The sequence below is a fragment of the Rossellomorea sp. DUT-2 genome (assembly GCF_052665285.1).
The window spans coordinates 89,973-106,600 of sequence record NZ_JBQPEO010000006.1 but is presented as its reverse complement, the minus strand read 5'-3'; the positions used below and the strand labels follow the sequence as shown (position 1 = coordinate 106,600).

General features: G+C 41.6%; 15 protein-coding genes. 2 read left to right on the top strand and 13 right to left on the bottom strand.

Going from position 1 to position 16,628, the window contains the following annotated elements:
* Window positions 1–42: 42 nt before the first annotated feature.
* The 4 genes from ACOSV2_RS20100 to ACOSV2_RS20085 form a co-directional block, all read right to left on the bottom strand.
* A complete protein-coding gene (locus ACOSV2_RS20100; RefSeq protein ID WP_428976617.1) occupies window positions 43–621 on the bottom strand; it encodes a YtxH domain-containing protein in 579 nt (192 codons plus the stop codon).
* A gap of 1,231 nt (window positions 622–1,852) precedes the next feature.
* A complete protein-coding gene (ytxJ, locus tag ACOSV2_RS20095) occupies window positions 1,853–2,167 on the bottom strand; it encodes a bacillithiol system redox-active protein YtxJ (protein ID WP_428976616.1) in 315 nt (104 codons plus the stop codon).
* A 131-nt stretch (window positions 2,168–2,298) separates the two neighbouring features.
* The gene (locus tag ACOSV2_RS20090) at window positions 2,299–2,787 is read right to left on the bottom strand and encodes a YtxH domain-containing protein (RefSeq protein ID WP_428976615.1); all 489 of its coding nucleotides are present in this window, start codon (window positions 2,785–2,787) and stop codon (window positions 2,299–2,301) included.
* 17 nt (window positions 2,788–2,804) lie between these two features.
* A complete protein-coding gene (locus ACOSV2_RS20085) occupies window positions 2,805–3,317 on the bottom strand; it encodes a DUF948 domain-containing protein (protein WP_148970968.1) in 513 nt (170 codons plus the stop codon).
* 205 nt (window positions 3,318–3,522) lie between these two features.
* On the opposite strand from ACOSV2_RS20085, the gene ACOSV2_RS20080 reads away from it, so the two are divergent.
* Window positions 3,523–4,638: an aminopeptidase gene (locus ACOSV2_RS20080; protein ID WP_428976614.1), complete on the top strand. Its 1,116-nt coding sequence runs from the start codon at window positions 3,523–3,525 to the stop codon at window positions 4,636–4,638.
* A 258-nt stretch (window positions 4,639–4,896) separates the two neighbouring features.
* On the opposite strand, the gene murC is transcribed toward ACOSV2_RS20080, so the two are convergent.
* The 9 genes from murC to ACOSV2_RS20035 all read right to left on the bottom strand — a co-directional run bounded on the left by murC (window position 4,897) and on the right by ACOSV2_RS20035 (window position 15,917).
* Window positions 4,897–6,213 carry a UDP-N-acetylmuramate--L-alanine ligase gene (gene murC, locus ACOSV2_RS20075; RefSeq protein WP_428976613.1) on the bottom strand — a complete coding sequence of 439 codons (1,317 nt, stop codon included), beginning with the start codon at window positions 6,211–6,213 and terminating at the stop codon, window positions 4,897–4,899.
* Window positions 6,214–6,370: 157 nt separating this feature from the next.
* Window positions 6,371–7,039 (bottom strand): hypothetical protein, encoded by a 669-nt coding sequence (locus ACOSV2_RS20070; RefSeq protein ID WP_428976612.1) that lies wholly within the window; start codon window positions 7,037–7,039, stop codon window positions 6,371–6,373.
* A gap of 8 nt (window positions 7,040–7,047) precedes the next feature.
* Window positions 7,048–8,151 carry a nicotinate phosphoribosyltransferase gene (locus tag ACOSV2_RS20065; RefSeq protein ID WP_397551819.1) on the bottom strand — a complete coding sequence of 368 codons (1,104 nt, stop codon included), beginning with the start codon at window positions 8,149–8,151 and terminating at the stop codon, window positions 7,048–7,050.
* 108 nt (window positions 8,152–8,259) lie between these two features.
* Window positions 8,260–11,121: a DNA translocase FtsK gene (locus ACOSV2_RS20060; protein ID WP_428976611.1), complete on the bottom strand. Its 2,862-nt coding sequence runs from the start codon at window positions 11,119–11,121 to the stop codon at window positions 8,260–8,262.
* Window positions 11,122–11,575: 454 nt separating this feature from the next.
* Complete coding sequence (gene ytpR, locus ACOSV2_RS20055) at window positions 11,576–12,181, bottom strand: YtpR family tRNA-binding protein (RefSeq protein ID WP_428976681.1); 606 nt, start codon at window positions 12,179–12,181, stop codon at window positions 11,576–11,578.
* The gene (locus tag ACOSV2_RS20050; RefSeq protein ID WP_428976610.1) at window positions 12,181–12,990 is read right to left on the bottom strand and encodes a DUF1444 domain-containing protein; all 810 of its coding nucleotides are present in this window, start codon (window positions 12,988–12,990) and stop codon (window positions 12,181–12,183) included. The genes ytpR and ACOSV2_RS20050 overlap by 1 nt, the downstream gene beginning before the upstream one ends.
* A 167-nt stretch (window positions 12,991–13,157) precedes the next feature.
* The gene (locus tag ACOSV2_RS20045; RefSeq protein WP_428976609.1) at window positions 13,158–13,475 is read right to left on the bottom strand and encodes a thioredoxin family protein; all 318 of its coding nucleotides are present in this window, start codon (window positions 13,473–13,475) and stop codon (window positions 13,158–13,160) included.
* Between the two features lies 1 nt (window position 13,476).
* Window positions 13,477–14,508: a PTS transporter subunit IIC gene (locus tag ACOSV2_RS20040; protein ID WP_428976608.1), complete on the bottom strand. Its 1,032-nt coding sequence runs from the start codon at window positions 14,506–14,508 to the stop codon at window positions 13,477–13,479.
* Window positions 14,509–15,410: 902 nt separating this feature from the next.
* Window positions 15,411–15,917 (bottom strand): hypothetical protein, encoded by a 507-nt coding sequence (locus ACOSV2_RS20035; RefSeq protein ID WP_397551813.1) that lies wholly within the window; start codon window positions 15,915–15,917, stop codon window positions 15,411–15,413.
* A 173-nt stretch (window positions 15,918–16,090) separates the two neighbouring features.
* Here ACOSV2_RS20035 and ACOSV2_RS20030 point away from each other — a divergent pair, with 173 nt between their 5' ends.
* The gene (locus tag ACOSV2_RS20030; RefSeq protein WP_428976607.1) at window positions 16,091–16,537 is read left to right on the top strand and encodes a YtoQ family protein; all 447 of its coding nucleotides are present in this window, start codon (window positions 16,091–16,093) and stop codon (window positions 16,535–16,537) included.
* Window positions 16,538–16,628: the final 91 nt, after the last annotated feature.

Here is a 16,628-nt window from a genome sequence, read left to right as displayed (position 1 = left end):
AGCGAACAACAAAAAAACTGGCATTTACGCCAGTTTTTTTGTTTATGATCCAACTTGTCCAGGTACGCTGCTCGTACGATTCGTTGGATGGATATTGTTGTTGTTATCGTTCGTAGCTGTTGAAGTCTGTGAGCTGTTTACTGAAGAAGTCGTGTCGCCTGTCACTTCATCACTCGCTTCTTTCACTTTACCGCCTATATCCTTCAATTCCTCTGCCGCTTCCTTTGTTGTAGCGATAATTTCTGAAGAATCTTCCTTTACTTGATTCACTTGATCGATTACATCATCATTCACCTTTTCATAAAGGTTCTGTGCGTCGTTGATCGCATCCTTTAATACAGTGGAAGCCGTTTTAAGGCGATCCTGCCAGTCGTTCACAACTCCCGATGGGTTCTCCCTTACCTTTGCCACCATCCCCATTGTGGAGTCCTTCACATTGGTTGTTCTGGATGAAACTCTTTTTCTCGTTGTTTTATCAAGCATAGCCAGTGCGCCGCCTACTACAGCTCCCACTACCATGCCTTTTAACAACTTACCGTTCTTCTCACCGGAAGTGCCGTTCATTGCAGTCGTATTAGTCGTATTGCTCGTTTGAGTATTATAAGGTACAGTCTGTGTCATGAATCGATCCTCCTAATTTACTTTAAATAAATTTTATTCTTACAGAGTAAATTCCCTCTATGCCAGAAAATAAACACTTGGGAGGGAATTACCAAATTTTTATATAAATGCACGCATTCTTTCTGTACTCTTATTGAAAAATACATAACCTCCCTCGCCATAAAAAAAGGTTCTTTTCACAACGATTGTTGTTCATTAACATAAGATCTGCTTGGGCTCTGTCAAATTAGTATGTGCTGGATGGTGAGGGGAACTACTTCGCTTTCCGCGGACGTTCGGCCGAGCCTCCTCAGCTTCGCTTCCGGGGTCTCGGCACGCCCGTACTTCCGCAGGAGTCTACGCAGTTCCCCTCACAATCTATAAGAAAATTTCGTGACAGAGCTTTAAAGTAACAAAAACTATCTGGAGAAAACGGAATTCGCTCTCTTTGAAAGATAGTTCAATGATCTTCTTGATAGTTTGTTTTAGGAACAACGCTCAACAAGGTCACAATAGGAGCAATTTAGAGATTAAGTATCTATACTTATAGCATTCACAATGTAGAAGCACAGAGTGGATTGTAGCGGAAGTCACTTGACTCCTGCGGGAGATAGAGGAAAGGTCGAGACCCCGCAGGGCCAAAGCCCGAGGAGGCTCGACTTCCTCCCCGCGGAAAGCAAGTGACTGGAGCGAAAAGGAACGGTCCATGATTCACACTACCACTCGTTCATAGCAATAATATTTACGAAAGGCTCTTTTCGCAAAGATTGTTGTTATCTAGCATAGAATCTGCAAGGGCTCTGCCAACCAGTTTATGCTGGATGGTGAGGGGAACTGCTCCGCTTTCCGCGGACGTTCCCCTCACCGTCTTTAACAGAATTTTCATGACAGAGCTTCAAGGTTGGGAAAAAACTAGAAAAAAATAATCCTTCTTCTTTAAAAGGAAAATCAATCTCTACTTACCTTAATTGAGATTGTTTGCTAAAATTCTTATTTTGATTGTTTTCCGTTAAGGATACATGCTCAGAAAGTTGATTGGAGCGGAAGGATGCTCGACTCCTGCGGGAATAGCTGGACAGGTGAGACCCCGGAGGCGCAGCCGAGGAGGCTCACCGCCAGCCCCGCGGAAAGCGAGCATCCTGTAGCGGAAAGCAACTATTACTTTCTCCTCTACAATAGCAACAAACTTTACGAAAAGAGCCTTACGAAAAGAGCATAAAAAAAGACCCTGCAATTAAACAGAGTCCTTTCCCTACAACTTATTCAATTCATTCTCAGTAATATTCCAATGTGAAGCATTCCAGCCCGGTTTCCCTTCAATAAACAAGAAGGCTTGGGGTGATTCATGCTTGATGCCGTATTTTTCAGCAATATGATTGGATAGCTCCCTTGACTCTTGAACGGCTAAATAGTAGCCTTCTTCCTCTTCATGCTTGTTCAAGAAGGCCTGGTATTCGTTGAAAGCATTTGAGCTCACCGGGCAGGTTAAGCTGTGCTTCATAAAAAAGAAGCGGGAATTCGTTTCGGATAGCTGTTCAAACTCTTGAACGGTTTCAATCTTTTGCATATCATTCATACTCCTTTACTCAAAAATGTGCATTATTAGATAGCAGGAGACAGACGTGCCTCTTAGCATTTTTATTCCAACAAAAAAACGGTGAAGTAATCATATCACTTCACCGCCCTTGGAATCAATTATTATTGTTTATATGTTTTTTCAGTTTCGTCAAATGCCTTTTTTGTTTCTTCGAGCTTTTGATTCACATCTTCTGTTTCTTCCACAGGTGTTGTATCACCCACAGCAACAGCTTGAAGTTCATCATTTGTTTCTTGTAGCTCGTTATTATTTGAGCGGTATGTTTTCAGCTTTCCAACGACATTGTTGGATTGCTCCTGTACTGATTTTGAAAGTGCAGATGATTTTTCTTTTGCTACTGCAGCAAGCTCATTGCTCTTTTCTACAGCCGTGTCTTTCCACTGACCTGTCTTTTCTTTCAGTACGCCAGCCTGCTCATTGATATCATGGCGAAGGTCTTTACCGGATTTAGGAGCCAGAAGAAGAGCTGATGCCGCTCCTACGATTCCTCCGATCAGTGTTCCGATCATGAAGTCCTTTGAATTGATGTTGTTGCTGTCGTTTGTTTGGTTCTGGTTTTGGTTCTGATTTTGATTGTACTGTTGTGTCATGTTTAAAATTCCCCTCTCTAATTGTTATAAGATCTTGCTCTTTTAATCAATTTTTCTCGAGATCGAACTTCTTTAGATGCTTGGTTTTGAACAGCTGCATCAGGTTGACTTGGCTGTTTTTCCTGTTTTTGTTTCCATTTGTCCTTTAACTCGATAAAGGCATTTCCCCACTGAACCACCTGTGAAATCTTCCCCTGATTGCGTTCAAGTTCAGTTGAAATGGAAGTACTTACTTTCTTAACCGAGTTATTGAGGTTCTGGATGGAATGCCCTACATCTCTTACTGCATAAACAACAGTGTTCAGATCCTCAGATTTCTTCTGGATATCCTCAGCTAATAAATTTGTTTTATGTAGTAATTCAGTAGACTCTTTGGTTACTCCCTGAAGCTGACTCTCTAGACCCGTCAATGTCGTAGAAACACTGTCCAGGGTAGAACCTAAAGACTTCAAGGTCTTCATGACACTCATAACTAAAATAAAAAATGCAACTGCTATCACAGCTACGCTTAGATAAAGAATGATTTCCATATGCCACACCTCCATGTATAGAGATTCTTTACCCTTATCATAAACAAATAAACATTATACTAGTATTTCTTCTTTTCTCATGAATTCTCCTGCATTAAAAAATAAAAATATTTATTGTTTTAGCATTTCTCATTTTGTTTCTTTCATCCATTAATAAATGTTTTAGGGTACAATAAAATGGACTATATAAAAGGGGGAAGATGACTTGAAAGACCCACGCATAGAAAAACTGGCAAAAAATTTAATTCAATATTCAGTTCAGTTACAACCTGGAGAGAAAGTATTGATCGAAAACTTCGGTTTGCAGCGGGAACTGGTGACGGCACTCGTAAAAGAAGCATATGCAGCCGGGGGATATCCTTTCGTATCCATTAAAGATCACGCAGTCGACCGCGCATTATTGATGGGGGCACAAGAAGAACAATACAATATGATCGCAAGTTTCGAGGCAAATGTCATGGAGCAGGTGGATGCGTATATCGGTTTGCGCGCAGGTGATAATATCAGCGAGCAATCGGATGTACCTGACGAAAAGATGAAGATCCACGGTAATACGATCGGGAAAAAAGTACATAGAGAAATCCGTGTTCCTAAGAAAAAATGGGTCGTACTACGTTATCCGACTTCATCCATGGCACAGCTTGCCAACATGAGTACAGAAGGGTTCGAAGACTTCTACTTCGATGTCTGCAACCTGGACTACAGCAAAATGGACAAAGCCATGGACAACCTGGTCGAGCTCATGAACCAAACGGATAAAGTCCGCCTTGTCGGGGAAGGGACGGACCTTACATTCTCCATCAAGGACATTCCTGCAGTGAAATGTGCGGGACGCCTGAACATTCCCGATGGAGAAGTATACAGTGCACCTGTAAAGGATTCAGTAAATGGAATCATTTCCTACAATACACCTTCACCTTATAATGGATTTACCTTTGAAAATGTGAAATTGACATTCAAAGAAGGTAAGATTGTAGAAGCCTCTGCCAATGATACAGACCGAATCAACAAAATCTTTGATACGGATGAAGGGGCAAGATACGTGGGTGAATTCGCAATCGGTGTGAATCCTTACATCCAGCATCCGATGCAGGACATCTTGTTTGACGAAAAGATTGATGGCAGCTTCCACTTTACGCCAGGCGAATGCTACGAAGAAGCATACAATGGAAACCACTCGAACATTCACTGGGATATGGTGATGATCCAGCGTCCTGAGTATGGCGGCGGAGAAATCTATTTTGATGATGTGTTGATTCGAAAAGATGGACGGTTTGTCATTGAAGAGCTTGAAGTGCTGAATCCGGAGAATTTGAAATAACAATGAAGAGTCACTGTCATGAATCATGATGGTGACTTTTTTTTTGAGGGTGCAAGAAAGATAGTGTTGAATCATCTCATGAATATGGTCAGATATTCTCCTGCTGAATAACTTCCAAATTTCACCTGTTAATTTTCGCATCATATTCTCCTGCTGAATATCCCTCTTTTTTAACAGGTGAATTTCTACAAATAATCTCCTGTCAACCCTATCTCAAAGCTTAAAAAAACCGGCTCCCATCAGAACCGGTTTTTCACATTAATTTTCTGCTAACTGTTCCTTTAGCGTTTTTTCATACGCTTGTTGAAACTTTTGTACATCTCCTGCTCCCATGAAAATCAGCACTGCGTCTTCATGTTTGAGTAAAGCAGTCGTATCTTGTTCATCTATAATCTCGCATCCTTCAATCTTGCTTCCAAGATCGTTGATCGAAAGTTTCCCATGATTTTCACGTGCGGAACCGAAGATTTCACATAAGTACACTTTGTCTGCAAGACTTAGGGTTTCTGCAAACTCAGAAAGGAAGGTTTGCGTACGTGTAAATGTGTGAGGCTGGAAGACAGCGATAATTTCTTTTTCAGGGTATTTCTGTCTTGCCGAATCTACGGTTGCTTTAATTTCAGTCGGATGATGAGCATAGTCATCGATCAGGATTTGGTTGCCCACTTCTTTTTCAGAAAAACGGCGTTTAACCCCTTTGAATGAGCTTAATCTCTCCTGGACGATGGCTGTATCAAGTTCTTCGTAATGACAGATGGCAATGACGGATAAAGCATTCATGATGTTATGGTCACCGAATGTCGGGATTTTGAATGCCGCATAAAATTCATTACGGACAAACACATCGAATGAAGTGCCGGTTCTGTCCCTTGTTACGTTTCTCGCCTGGAAATCATTCTCCTCAGCGAAGCCATAAAATACGACTGGCACTTGAGCTTGGATTTTCTGTAACTGTTCGTCATCTCCACAAGCGATGATTCCCTTTTTCACTTGCATCGCCATCTCCTGGAAGGCAGAGAAAACGTCATCCACATTGGCAAAATAGTCGGGATGATCGAAGTCAATATTTGTCATGATGGCATAGTCAGGAAAATAAGACAAGAAGTGACGGCGATATTCGCACGCTTCAAAGACAAAGTATTGAGCATCCACTTCCCCTTTCCCTGTTCCATCGCCGATCAGGAAGGATGTTGGCTTTGCGCCACTGATGACATGTGCCAACAATCCGGTTGTAGACGTTTTTCCGTGTGCGCCGGTTACCGCTACACTTGTAAATTTCTGCATGAAGTCTCCAAGAAATTTATGATATCTAGTGAGGGGTAGACCTTGCTCTACAGCTGCCTGAATTTCTTCATGTGTATCCGGAAATGCATTTCCTGCGATCACATGCATATCCCCTCCGATGTTTTCTTTTTGGAAAGGGAGAATTTTTATATTTGATTCATCCAGAGCTTTCTGAGTAAAGAAATATTTATCTACGTCAGATCCTTGGACCTCGTAGCCCATATCGTGGAGTATTTGGGCTAATGCACTCATGCCCGACCCCTTAATTCCTACGAAATGATATATAGTCATAATAGAACCTCCAACAATCGTCTATCTAAAAGCATTATATGAAATGGTTATTATTTTGCTATCTGTCTTTAGCTTTTGATATTGAGTATTAAATAAAGAGAACTTTCTTCAACTTGAAACATTATATCATTTTTTAAAATCCCTGACCATGCACAAGCTACGAAAGACTGGAGATAATGAAGTTTGGCGCTTCTTCTTTTAAATACGTTCTCCATAATACCCCAGTTTTTTGATTCATTTGACCATAATGATTTTTCACATCTATTAAAATCTCCTTTGATTCAACGGGAAAAACAGGACCTAAGATCCACTGATGGGTTACTAATGGGACTTTTCTCATAAAATAGACCCCACCCTCAACAATTCCCTTTTCTTGACAACCAAGGTTTGTTTTAACAGAAACTTCATCATCCTGAATCACATTTTGACAAGTAAGGATCATGTGTTCATTCTGGGTATCGATTTTTCTAATGATGACGGGTTCCCAAGCTGCAGTCAGCACGATTGCACCAAGCAGTTTGACCGATTCATGCAGTGAATGCGACTGAAGAAATTGAAAGAACAGAGTTTGGCCTTTAATGGTCTTATAATCAAACAAAAACCATTCCTGAAACAGCTTATCGACTTCTCCATCCACTTGCGTCTCATCCTGTAATAGGAAACGTTTAGAGAAAATCATCTTGGCCCGTACCTTTTCTCTGATATTCGTTTCCTTTAAAGCGTACACGGAAGCTTTTCTATAGAGGTCTTTTATATGTTCCTCGGCCATTCCCTGCTTTTTTTGTCTATATTGTTCTAGATTTAAAAGGCTTTCTGGTTCTTGCATCCTCTCACCTATTCGAATTCTACTTTTTCCAGGCGGGGGTTTGGACGGAGCTTTCTTCCTGCCTTGGCTTCAGGGGAACCGTCAATTACGACGTTATCTCCTGTAAACCCGACATGGATCTTAAGAAGGCTGCTTCCCACTCCATACATATCGACTGGAACCTGATTTTCCTCAAACTGGCGAATACGATCTTCGTTAAATCCACCTGACACCACGATCTTGACGTGGCGGAACCCCTCTTCATCCAAGGCATGTCTTAATGCATTAATCAGTTGCATGTTAACTCCCCGGGGATCAAATGTTCCAAGCACATGTTGATTACGCAGGAAGTATTTATCGATCATCATTCGTGATGTATCTACCCTTACCCCTTTTAATTCAGGGCCAAACTCCCGTGCTACCTTTAATGAGTCTGTAATGGCATCATTATTGTAGTCTACCAGTGCAATGAGCTCGTCTTCAGGAAATGTTTCCTGATAAGCTTTCGTGGCTTCCACGATATCGCCATTGAATAATTGGATCAGGGCGTGGGGCATGGTTCCCATCCCTTTCTTTCCCCACCATTCGTTCATGGCATGGGTAGCCTGAGCTGTGGATCCCCCGATAAAGGCTGCATATCCATCCCCGGCCTGCTGTGTAAAGTGATCATCTCGATCACCCATGAAGATGACAGGTTTTTGTTTGCCTGAAATAGAGGCAGCTTTCATCACATTATAGACACTCGTCGCCACTGACGTTCTTCTTGCCAGGATGCCGTCTATGATTCCTTCTAAATAACCAAAATCCTGGTAACGACCCTTGATGGTCAGAACCGTTTCAAAGGGTGAAATTTGATCTCCATCTTTTAAGGAATGGATTTCAAGATTTTCCGGATTATCAGCGAAACTATGCAGAAGTGCAATCACTTCATCCGTTCCGCAGATAACGGCATGGTTTTTTTGGAAGAATTGCATGGTGACAAAAGCATCCGGTTTATACTTTTTGGCAATTTCCTTCGTTTTCAAAAAATAAACCGCTGAAAACCAGCCATCCTTAATTCTTTCGTCAAACTTAAATGTATGATTGGTCAATCTGTTGAGTTTTCCTTGAAGTTTCAATTCTATTTCTTTCATCACTAAAGCTCCTTATGGCTCTTCCTACACAAAAATAGGTATTCTGTTTACTGAATCCTAAAAGGACACATATAAACAGAATACCATGTATTAAATGATTCTACTAGTCTATGCCAGAGTCTCCAATTCACTTTCCGAAATCAGGACATCCCTTGGTTTACTGCCTCTGGACTCTGAAATAATTCCATTACTCTCCATCATTTCCATCAATCTTGCCGCGCGGTTATAACCGATTCTGAATCTCCGCTGCAAGGCAGATGCAGAGGCCCCTCCCTGGTCGACGACAAACTCACAGGCTTCTAAAAATAATTCATCTTCTTCCTCAGTAACCTGTGCTTTCTTAATCAATTCATCCTGTTGGAAGAGATAATCCGGCTCTCTTTGCTCTCTTACATGGTTGATGATGTCATCGATTTCATCATCTGACACAAAGGTTCCCTGCAAGCGGACCGGTTTAGATGAACCATTTTCCAGGAAGAGCATATCTCCCTTACCAAGAAGCCTCTCTGCACCGCTTCCATCAATGATCGTTCTTGAATCGACGCTTGATGATACGGAAAACGCCACTCGTGTCGGTACATTGGCTTTTATCAAGCCTGTAATGACATCGACTGAAGGACGCTGAGTCGCAATGATTAAATGAATCCCACATGCACGGGCCTTCTGTGCGATCCGGCATATCGCTTCTTCAACATCTGCAGGCGACATCATCATCAAGTCAGCTAACTCATCAATGACTATGACTAAATACGGCAGCATATCGCTGTATTGTTTATTCCGTTTGGCCAGTTCATTAAAGCGTTTAATATCCCTTACACCTGTATGAGCGAATAATTCGTATCTTCTTTCCATTTCCTCCACAGCCCATTTAAGAGCTGCAGTAGCTGCTTTCACATCTGTTATGACCGGACTGACGAGATGTGGAATCCGGTTATAGGGAGCAAGCTCTACCATCTTCGGATCAATGAGAAGCATCTTCAATTCATCCGGTGATGCTTTGTACAAGAGACTCACCAGTATCGAGTTGATACAAACACTTTTTCCCGATCCGGTAGCACCGGCGATGAGTCCATGTGGCATTTTGCTTAAATCAGTCACGATCGGCTGTCCGGAAATATCGAGACCAAGAGCTGCGGTCAGAGGGGAAGTTGGCTCTTGAAACTCAGGACTTGCAATCACTTCACTGATGCATACAGGACGGCTCTCCCGGTTAGGCACTTCAATACCAATCGTATGCTTACCGGGAATAGGGGCTTCCATTCGAATATCCCTTGCAGCCAGGCTCAGCTTAATATCATCTGATAGATTGGTAATCTTATTCACCTTCACTCCAGGTTCCGGCTGAACCTCGAACCTCGTAACGGATGGACCTTGCGTGACATTCACTACTTTGGCCCTTACGTTAAAGTTATGAAGGGTTTCGTCCAATAATATTCTTTGTGAATCGAGCCACTCTTCGCTCATTTCCTTTGATACAGGAGGCATTAGATAATCCATTTCAGGAAATACATAGTCCCTTGTCCTTTTGGAAGATGAGCTTAATTCGCTGTAACTCTTTACCGCCTCTTCTCCTTGAACAGAACTTTGTTGGGACGCTTTCTGTTCAGGATGATGAATGGATGTCACTTCTTCCACTTTTTCTTGCTTCACTTCCCGTACAGGTTGTGCCCTCTTCTCGGGTTCTGCCTCAGTCTGGGTTAATGTTTCGACCTCACTTTCCTTGCGGGTGGGGGTCGAATCATTAAGAGCTGATCGTTTTCGCGTATCTAACTGTCGCTTATCCTGTTTCAGCATCAATACGTTAAAAGGAAGGTGAGACCTCTTACGTCTCTGAGGCTCTTCCTCCCTCGGGGCATGTTGGGAACGGGCAGATTCTGACTTTTCTTCTACTCGTTTCTCCTCACTCGTGGATTCACTTTGTACAACGGGTTCTTGAACCGGTGTCACTTGAACTGGTGTCTGTTGAACCGGTGCCTCTTGAACCGGATGAACGGGTTCCTGGACTTGTTCTTCATTTTCCCGCTCAGAATGGACGGGTTGTGGTGGCTCTTCTTGAACAGAGTGATTAATAAGCTCTTTCTCTTTATCTGCTGAATACTCTGGTGCTGGTTGCTCCGTTTCAGATATAAGTGAAACACGTTCATTTGGCTTCTGGGAAACTTCCTCGGTGAGCTCCACTTTTTGATCTGGATCTTCAACTGGAGTGGTTTCATTGATGTCTTCAGCCTCAACCATTAGCGTATCTTCAATCAGAGATTCTTCACGTTTTTCTTCCGGGAAATTCATCATCATCCCAACAGGTTCATCGTTAATAGGCTTTTCCGATTCAGCTGGTTCAACTTTGATATTGTTCGATTCAGTTGTTTCAACTTCGCCAACGGATGCTGATTGACTTTCCTCAGGAATTGAATTCTCTACTACAGATAGATCCTCATGATCAGTCACAGCTTCTCTGCTCTCTTCTTCTTTATGTAAAAATTTCTTAAGCTCGAACTCTACCTGGTCTTCTTTTTTTACCGGTCGTCCTCTAAAACCATAAATAGGTGAAGGAATTTCCGTCGGGGTGAACGGCCTGCTGTTCCCCTTTTCCACTTTAGGAGATTTCTTCGGTTGGACTTTAGCCGCTGGTTTTTCTTCTTTCCACTTTCTATTTCTAGAAGTGTGTTCCTGACTCTTATTCTTTTGTTCCTTAGCGGGCTCTTCCTTTTCCTGACTTCTTCGATTTCTATTCGTTCGTGGACGATCTATGTTTTCTCCATCCGATATAAGGGGAAAGCGAAAGGTTCCTTTAGGATATTGATACGTCATCCTTGCTTCTACATCACGTGAATGATTGGGCCCTACTATATTTTTACGTTCAGTCTTTTTACGTTCAACATGCTGAACTTCATCATTAGTTTCATCATAGTACTCTTCAAATTGATCATCATTATCTGATAATTTACCAAATATTTTTTTAATCCAGCTCACAAACATCACTCTTTCTTTCATACTTATTTATATTTTATCAGTTAAAGAGAAAAATTCGAGTCATTTCGATAGAATAAGAGAATTGTTAAAGGATTGTGTCGAAATAAAAATAGGTGTAAAGAGAATGTAATACGTTTTGGAAGGTAACTTTCGGTACTTTGTTGCCTAAGCGAGTAGTGGTTGATTTCCGCTCCAGGTGCTCGCTTTCCGCGGGGCGTGAGTTGAGCCTCCTCGGGCTTTGCCCTGTGGGGTCTCAACTTTCTATTCCCGCAGGAGTCGAGCACCTTCCGCTCCAATCAACTTATAAAGATCCCTTCATTTTCCAGTAATCAATGAGAAAATCTTAATCAAAAACTACTATGAATAAGTTTCAATAAGTTTTCAATCGTATGACCTCTAACATTAATAAAAACAAAAATACCTGAGCCCACACTCCGGACTCAGGTATATATTTTTAAGCTGTGAATGGTTGACCCACTTGGTAAGTGTCTTCAAGAACGAGGATTCCTTTTTCTTGTGGAGCATCTGGAAGTGCAAGTTCTTTGGCAGAACAAATCATGCCTGATGATGCCACTCCGCGAAGTTCTGCATCCTTGATGACCATTCCGCTTGGCATGACAGCGCCAACTTTCGCAACAACGACTTTTTGTCCTTTGTCAACGTTAGGAGCACCACACACGATTTGCAGGGTTTCATCCCCAACATCCACGGTACAAATGTTCAATTTATCTGCATTTGGATGCTTTTCTTTTTCAGACACAAATCCTACCACGAATTTTGGTGAAAAGTCTGCTTCCAACACTTCATCGAAACCGTTCTTCTTGATGGCTTCATTGATCATTTGGAGCTTCTCTTCATTCATTTCGACAGGTCCCACTTCACTTAAATCCATATACTTTGATGCATGGAAAAGGTTATATCCAAGTGTTTTCCCTGTTTTCTCATCAAACAAACGTGCAGCATCTTCTTTTCTTTCGTGTAGAACTTCTCCTTCAAACCCTGGTTCCATTGTAACGATCAGGGTATCACCAATACCTTCTAAGTTATAAAATACGTTCATCATTTCTTCTCCCTTTCCTTTTTGCGGTTTTTTGCCAGAATGAAGATCGGCTCGAGTTCCCCTTCTTCATACACAAAGGATAGTGCCGTAATCGGAACATTTCCTGTCGTAAAGAAGCTCATCGTCATTTGGGCAAGAACATCATAGCCCGTTTCATTGCGGATATCCCCGATGACCAAAACATCCTGATGAGGTACAGATACAGTCATTTCACCTTGAATATCCTTGCTTACCTGCTTTAAGAAAGCATCATTCAAAATACGACTTGCATCATATCCATCATTATTATTTAGAAAATAGAAGATGTTTCCTGCCACTTCATCCTTCTTCATTTCAGTTGGTAAGCTTCTGACATTGAACAAGGCGGTCTCCTTCATTTGCTCGTGGGACCATCCTTCAGCCTTTAGCATATTTTCATCTAATAGTCTATAGGTTTTCCCAAGATCAACAGCATAATAGATCCGTGTTTCAGCTGTATGATCATCTGTAACGAGGGCAACCCCTTCATTGGATTCTGTGGCAAAAGAAGTGGAACGGATTACTGGAAACACTTTTTTCTCTTTATTCCCAAGGTCTGCTCCGGTCCCCATTACGTTTAAAGCTTCTTCCACGTAATAAACCACTTCATTGATAATGGACTTATTATTTTCTTTCCACTTGGATACAATCGGTGGCAGGGCGACGGTAATCCCTTTTTTCGTATCGGTGTTCTCAATTCTAAGTGAATCCTTATCTCGATTATATGTAAACGTACGATTTGGTTTCTCTAATCGTTCCTGTAGTATACCTTTTAGCTTTTTAATGTCCAAATCTGATCCTCCTTTGGTGGTACTATTATAATAGAAAGTATCGATCCATTGCTGTTTCATTCACTTATAACATTTTACATCAAAATGCCTAGAATACAAAAGGAACCTGTTTCATTTCAGGCAAAAAGAAAAAGGACCCCAAAATAAGGTGATCCCTTTTCATCCTATTATGAAGATAATGTGTTCATGAAGTTCTCGATTTGTTCTTTTGTTTTACGGTCCTTATTCACAAATCGTCCAAGCTCACGGCCGTCTCCGTATGCCAGAAAGCTTGGAATTCCGAAGATATCCAATTCAATGCACAGATCAATGAATTGATCTCGATCTACGTATAGGAATGTGTACTCTGGATATTGGCTCTCGATTTCCGGAAGGATCGGCTCGATGATTCTGCAATCCGGACACCAGTCAGCTGAAAACATAAATACATGCTTGCCACTTTCTTTCAACTGGTGAAACTCTTCCACTGTTTCAAGTTTACGCATTTTATTTGCCCCCTGTTTCAATCTTCATTTGATTAGGTTTGATCCAACCTAGTTTACGCATATATTCAGATATTAACAGGCTTATGAATGCAGGTCCAACAAAATGCAACATAAGGATTCTCAATGTTACATCCCAACTGAATCCCATCGTTTTAAAGGTCATGATTTGACCGACGAATCCGCTGGTTCCCATTCCTGCCCCGGCAGCATTGTTCTCCATCAACCATATCGTGGTTCCGATGGGTGCCAATATCATGCCCGCAACGGTGGGAGGAATGAGAATTCGGGGATTTCGAACAATATTAGGTACTTGTAGCATGGAAGTACCTATTCCCTGAGCCAATAATCCACCTACTTTATTCTCCCTGTAACTGATAACAGCAAATCCTACCATTTGAGCAGCACATCCAATCGTTGCTGCTCCGGCCGCGACTCCATTCAATTCAAGCATAAGGGCAATGGCGGCACTTGATATCGGTGCTGTCAAAGCAAGACCCATGAGGGCAGCCACCAAAACCCCCATGATAATCGGGCGTTGCTCAGTCGCCCAGCTGATCCAGCTGCCAAACATGCTCATAAAGTCGGCAATTCCCGGTCCTATAAAGTAAGCTATCGTAAACCCTGAAAAGATGGTGACGAATGGAGTGACAATGATATCGACTTTCGTAGTTTTACTGACTAGCTTACCTATTTCCGTTGATATGACAGCTGCTACATAAGCTCCCGCCGGTCCACCCAAGCTTGCGCCCGCTGCTCCCGTAACAACCGCAGCAAACAGGACAAGTGGAGGCGCCCGAAGACCAAAGGCAATGGCTGCCCCGATCGCAGGACCCATCAAGCTGATCGCCAGACCGCCCATCTCAATGAAAAATTCACTTAACCCAGGTGAAAAAGGTAGCTGTTCCCCAATCGTCTTAATGATCAATCCGATGATCAGCGAACTGAACAATCCTAAAGCCATATAACTTAACGCATCTATGAAATACACCTTCGCAGATATTGTAATGCCTTTACTCTTTAAGAATTCTCTCACGTGGTCTCTCTCCTCTGTGTTAACCTTCTTCCTTTTACTAGTGTAAAGACACTTGTTTGTCTTGTCTATATATTTTACCTCTACCCGGCAATCAATTTCCACCTATTTTCCTTTTAATAAAGCGTCCCTATTCAATAAAAATGGCACTTTTAGCAAAGATTTTTATTTTTAACATTAAGTCTACTTGGGCTCTGTCAATTAGCGTGTGCTGGGTGGTGCGGGGAACTGCTCCGCTTGCAGCTAGCGTTCGACCAAGCCTCCTCAGCTTAGCCGAACGAGATCTTGGCACCCCCGTACTTCCGCAGGAGTCTTCGCAGTTCCCTACACCATCTAAAAAAATTTTCGTGACAGAGATTAAAGGTAGCAAAAAAGACAAACTAAAGAAACAACATATCTTCTACACAAATAATTGGCTTTATAAGAGATGGTTTTTCAAGATTTTTTTTTATAAATTTTCAGTTTGTAATCCAAGGGTAAATTCTGCCCAGGTTCAATTAAAATAGACTTGAATATGTCTAAGAATGAATAACAGGCGTTTGATAGATTTCGTTTTCAGCTTTACCATCAAAGTATATTTACAAAAGGAGCTATTTTGTGTTTGTGTATCCGTCATTAGGCAGTCAGATTATAGAAGCACAGAGTGGATTGGAGCGGAAGGCACTTGACTCCTGCGGGAAATAGAGGAAAGGTCGAGACCCCACAGACGGGACGTCGAGGAGGCTCGACTTCCTCCCCGCGGAAAGGAAGTGCCTGTAGCGGAAAGAAACGGTCCCTGTTTACCACACTACCACTCATCCAAAACACAAATTCATATTTTTGGAAGTTTTGCAAAGCACCAATGTTTACGAAAAGAGCCAAAAAAAAACCGATTTTCCGCCTAAGCAGAAAATCGGTTTTTATCGTTATGATTTATGTTTAACTGAAGCTGCCATTTTCATCATCATCTCTGCATGATCTGCTAAATCATCTAATTCCGCCTGTGTCGTTACCTTCGTTCCACCCACTCCAACAATAAGTTCGTATTCTTCCGTATCGGGCAGTTTCTTAATGACATAGTATCCTAAGCGATTGTCCTCTTTAAAAGTCCCATGTTTCAAGAGATTTTCATTGTCACTAATAGCCATTTGATATAGAAGTTCACTATCCTTATTTTCTTGAGGGTTTGTAAAAAGAATAAAAGTATCAGAGCTTTTTGAAATAATGATATTATTGGGTGATTCTTTTTCTATTTTGGCTCCAAATGGAAGATAAAAGTTAATGTTTCCAGCCTCTTCTTTAGCTGCCTCATTTGAGCTTAATGTGTTCTCCACCACTTTGGCTGTCTTTTCTTTTTCTTGATCGATTGTTGTGTTGCATCCGGCTAAAATAAGCACAAGAATAAAGAAAATGACTGTGTGTTTGATTTTCATCCTATACTTATCCTCCCTTTCATGCTTAGGACCTACGCTTATGATACCCTCACAAAGTCCTACCTGACAACCCTTTCAATAAGAAATCCTGCCTTTTTAATGGGAAAACAGGTTATTTTTAACTCACATAGGGTATTTATGATAAAATGACTAAAAACAGGAGAGTGAAAATCATGAAATTCACAGTGTATCTGGCAGGGGAAATACATAGTTCCTGGAGAAACGAGCTTAAAGAGAAAGCAGAAGAGCTTCGTCTCCCTCTATCTTTCGTCGGTCCGATGGAAAATCATGAACGTTCCGATGCAATCGGGGAAGAAATTCTTGGTGAACAGCCAAATAAAATACTCCGCGATGAGGCAGCATCGAGTATTAACAATCTTCGAACAGAGTTACTAATGAAAAAGGCCGATGTGGTGATTGCCTTGTTTGGAGAAAAATACAAACAGTGGAATACTGCTATGGATGCGAGCACCGCCATCACACTTGGAAAGCCTCTTATTCTTATTCGTCCTGAAGAACTCCATCATCCGTTAAAAGAACTCTCAAACAAGTCAAATGTCACCGTAACAAATATAGATCAGGCGATTAAAACGTTATCCTATGTTTTTGAAACAGAATAAAATCATAAAAAATAAGCATGCCGTCCACATTGGGAGGCATGCTTATTTTTTATGATCATTACATTATCCCCGGAACTATTTTACTATTTTA

What these genes read in the sequence shown, in the direction of transcription:
- ACOSV2_RS20090 (WP_428976615.1), bottom strand. Translation starts at nt 2,787, where the DNA reads ATGACACAACAGTACAATCAAAATCAGAACCAAAACCAGAACCAAACA.
- ACOSV2_RS20100 (WP_428976617.1), bottom strand. Translation starts at nt 621, where the DNA reads ATGACACAGACTGTACCTTATAATACTCAAACGAGCAATACGACTAAT.
- ACOSV2_RS20065 (WP_397551819.1), bottom strand. Translation starts at nt 8,151, where the DNA reads ATGAAAGAAATAGAATTGAAACTTCAAGGAAAACTCAACAGATTGACC.
- ACOSV2_RS20045 (WP_428976609.1), bottom strand. Translation starts at nt 13,475, where the DNA reads ATGCGTAAACTTGAAACAGTGGAAGAGTTTCACCAGTTGAAAGAAAGT.
- ACOSV2_RS20085 (WP_148970968.1), bottom strand. Translation starts at nt 3,317, where the DNA reads ATGGAAATCATTCTTTATCTAAGCGTAGCTGTGATAGCAGTTGCATTT.
- ACOSV2_RS20070 (WP_428976612.1), bottom strand. Translation starts at nt 7,039, where the DNA reads ATGCAAGAACCAGAAAGCCTTTTAAATCTAGAACAATATAGACAAAAA.
- ytxJ (WP_428976616.1), bottom strand. Translation starts at nt 2,167, where the DNA reads ATGCAAAAGATTGAAACCGTTCAAGAGTTTGAACAGCTATCCGAAACG.
- murC (WP_428976613.1), bottom strand. Translation starts at nt 6,213, where the DNA reads ATGACTATATATCATTTCGTAGGAATTAAGGGGTCGGGCATGAGTGCA.
- ACOSV2_RS20030 (WP_428976607.1), top strand. Translation starts at nt 16,091, where the DNA reads ATGAAATTCACAGTGTATCTGGCAGGGGAAATACATAGTTCCTGGAGA.
- ytpR (WP_428976681.1), bottom strand. Translation starts at nt 12,181, where the DNA reads ATGAACGTATTTTATAACTTAGAAGGTATTGGTGATACCCTGATCGTT.
- ACOSV2_RS20035 (WP_397551813.1), bottom strand. Translation starts at nt 15,917, where the DNA reads ATGAAAATCAAACACACAGTCATTTTCTTTATTCTTGTGCTTATTTTA.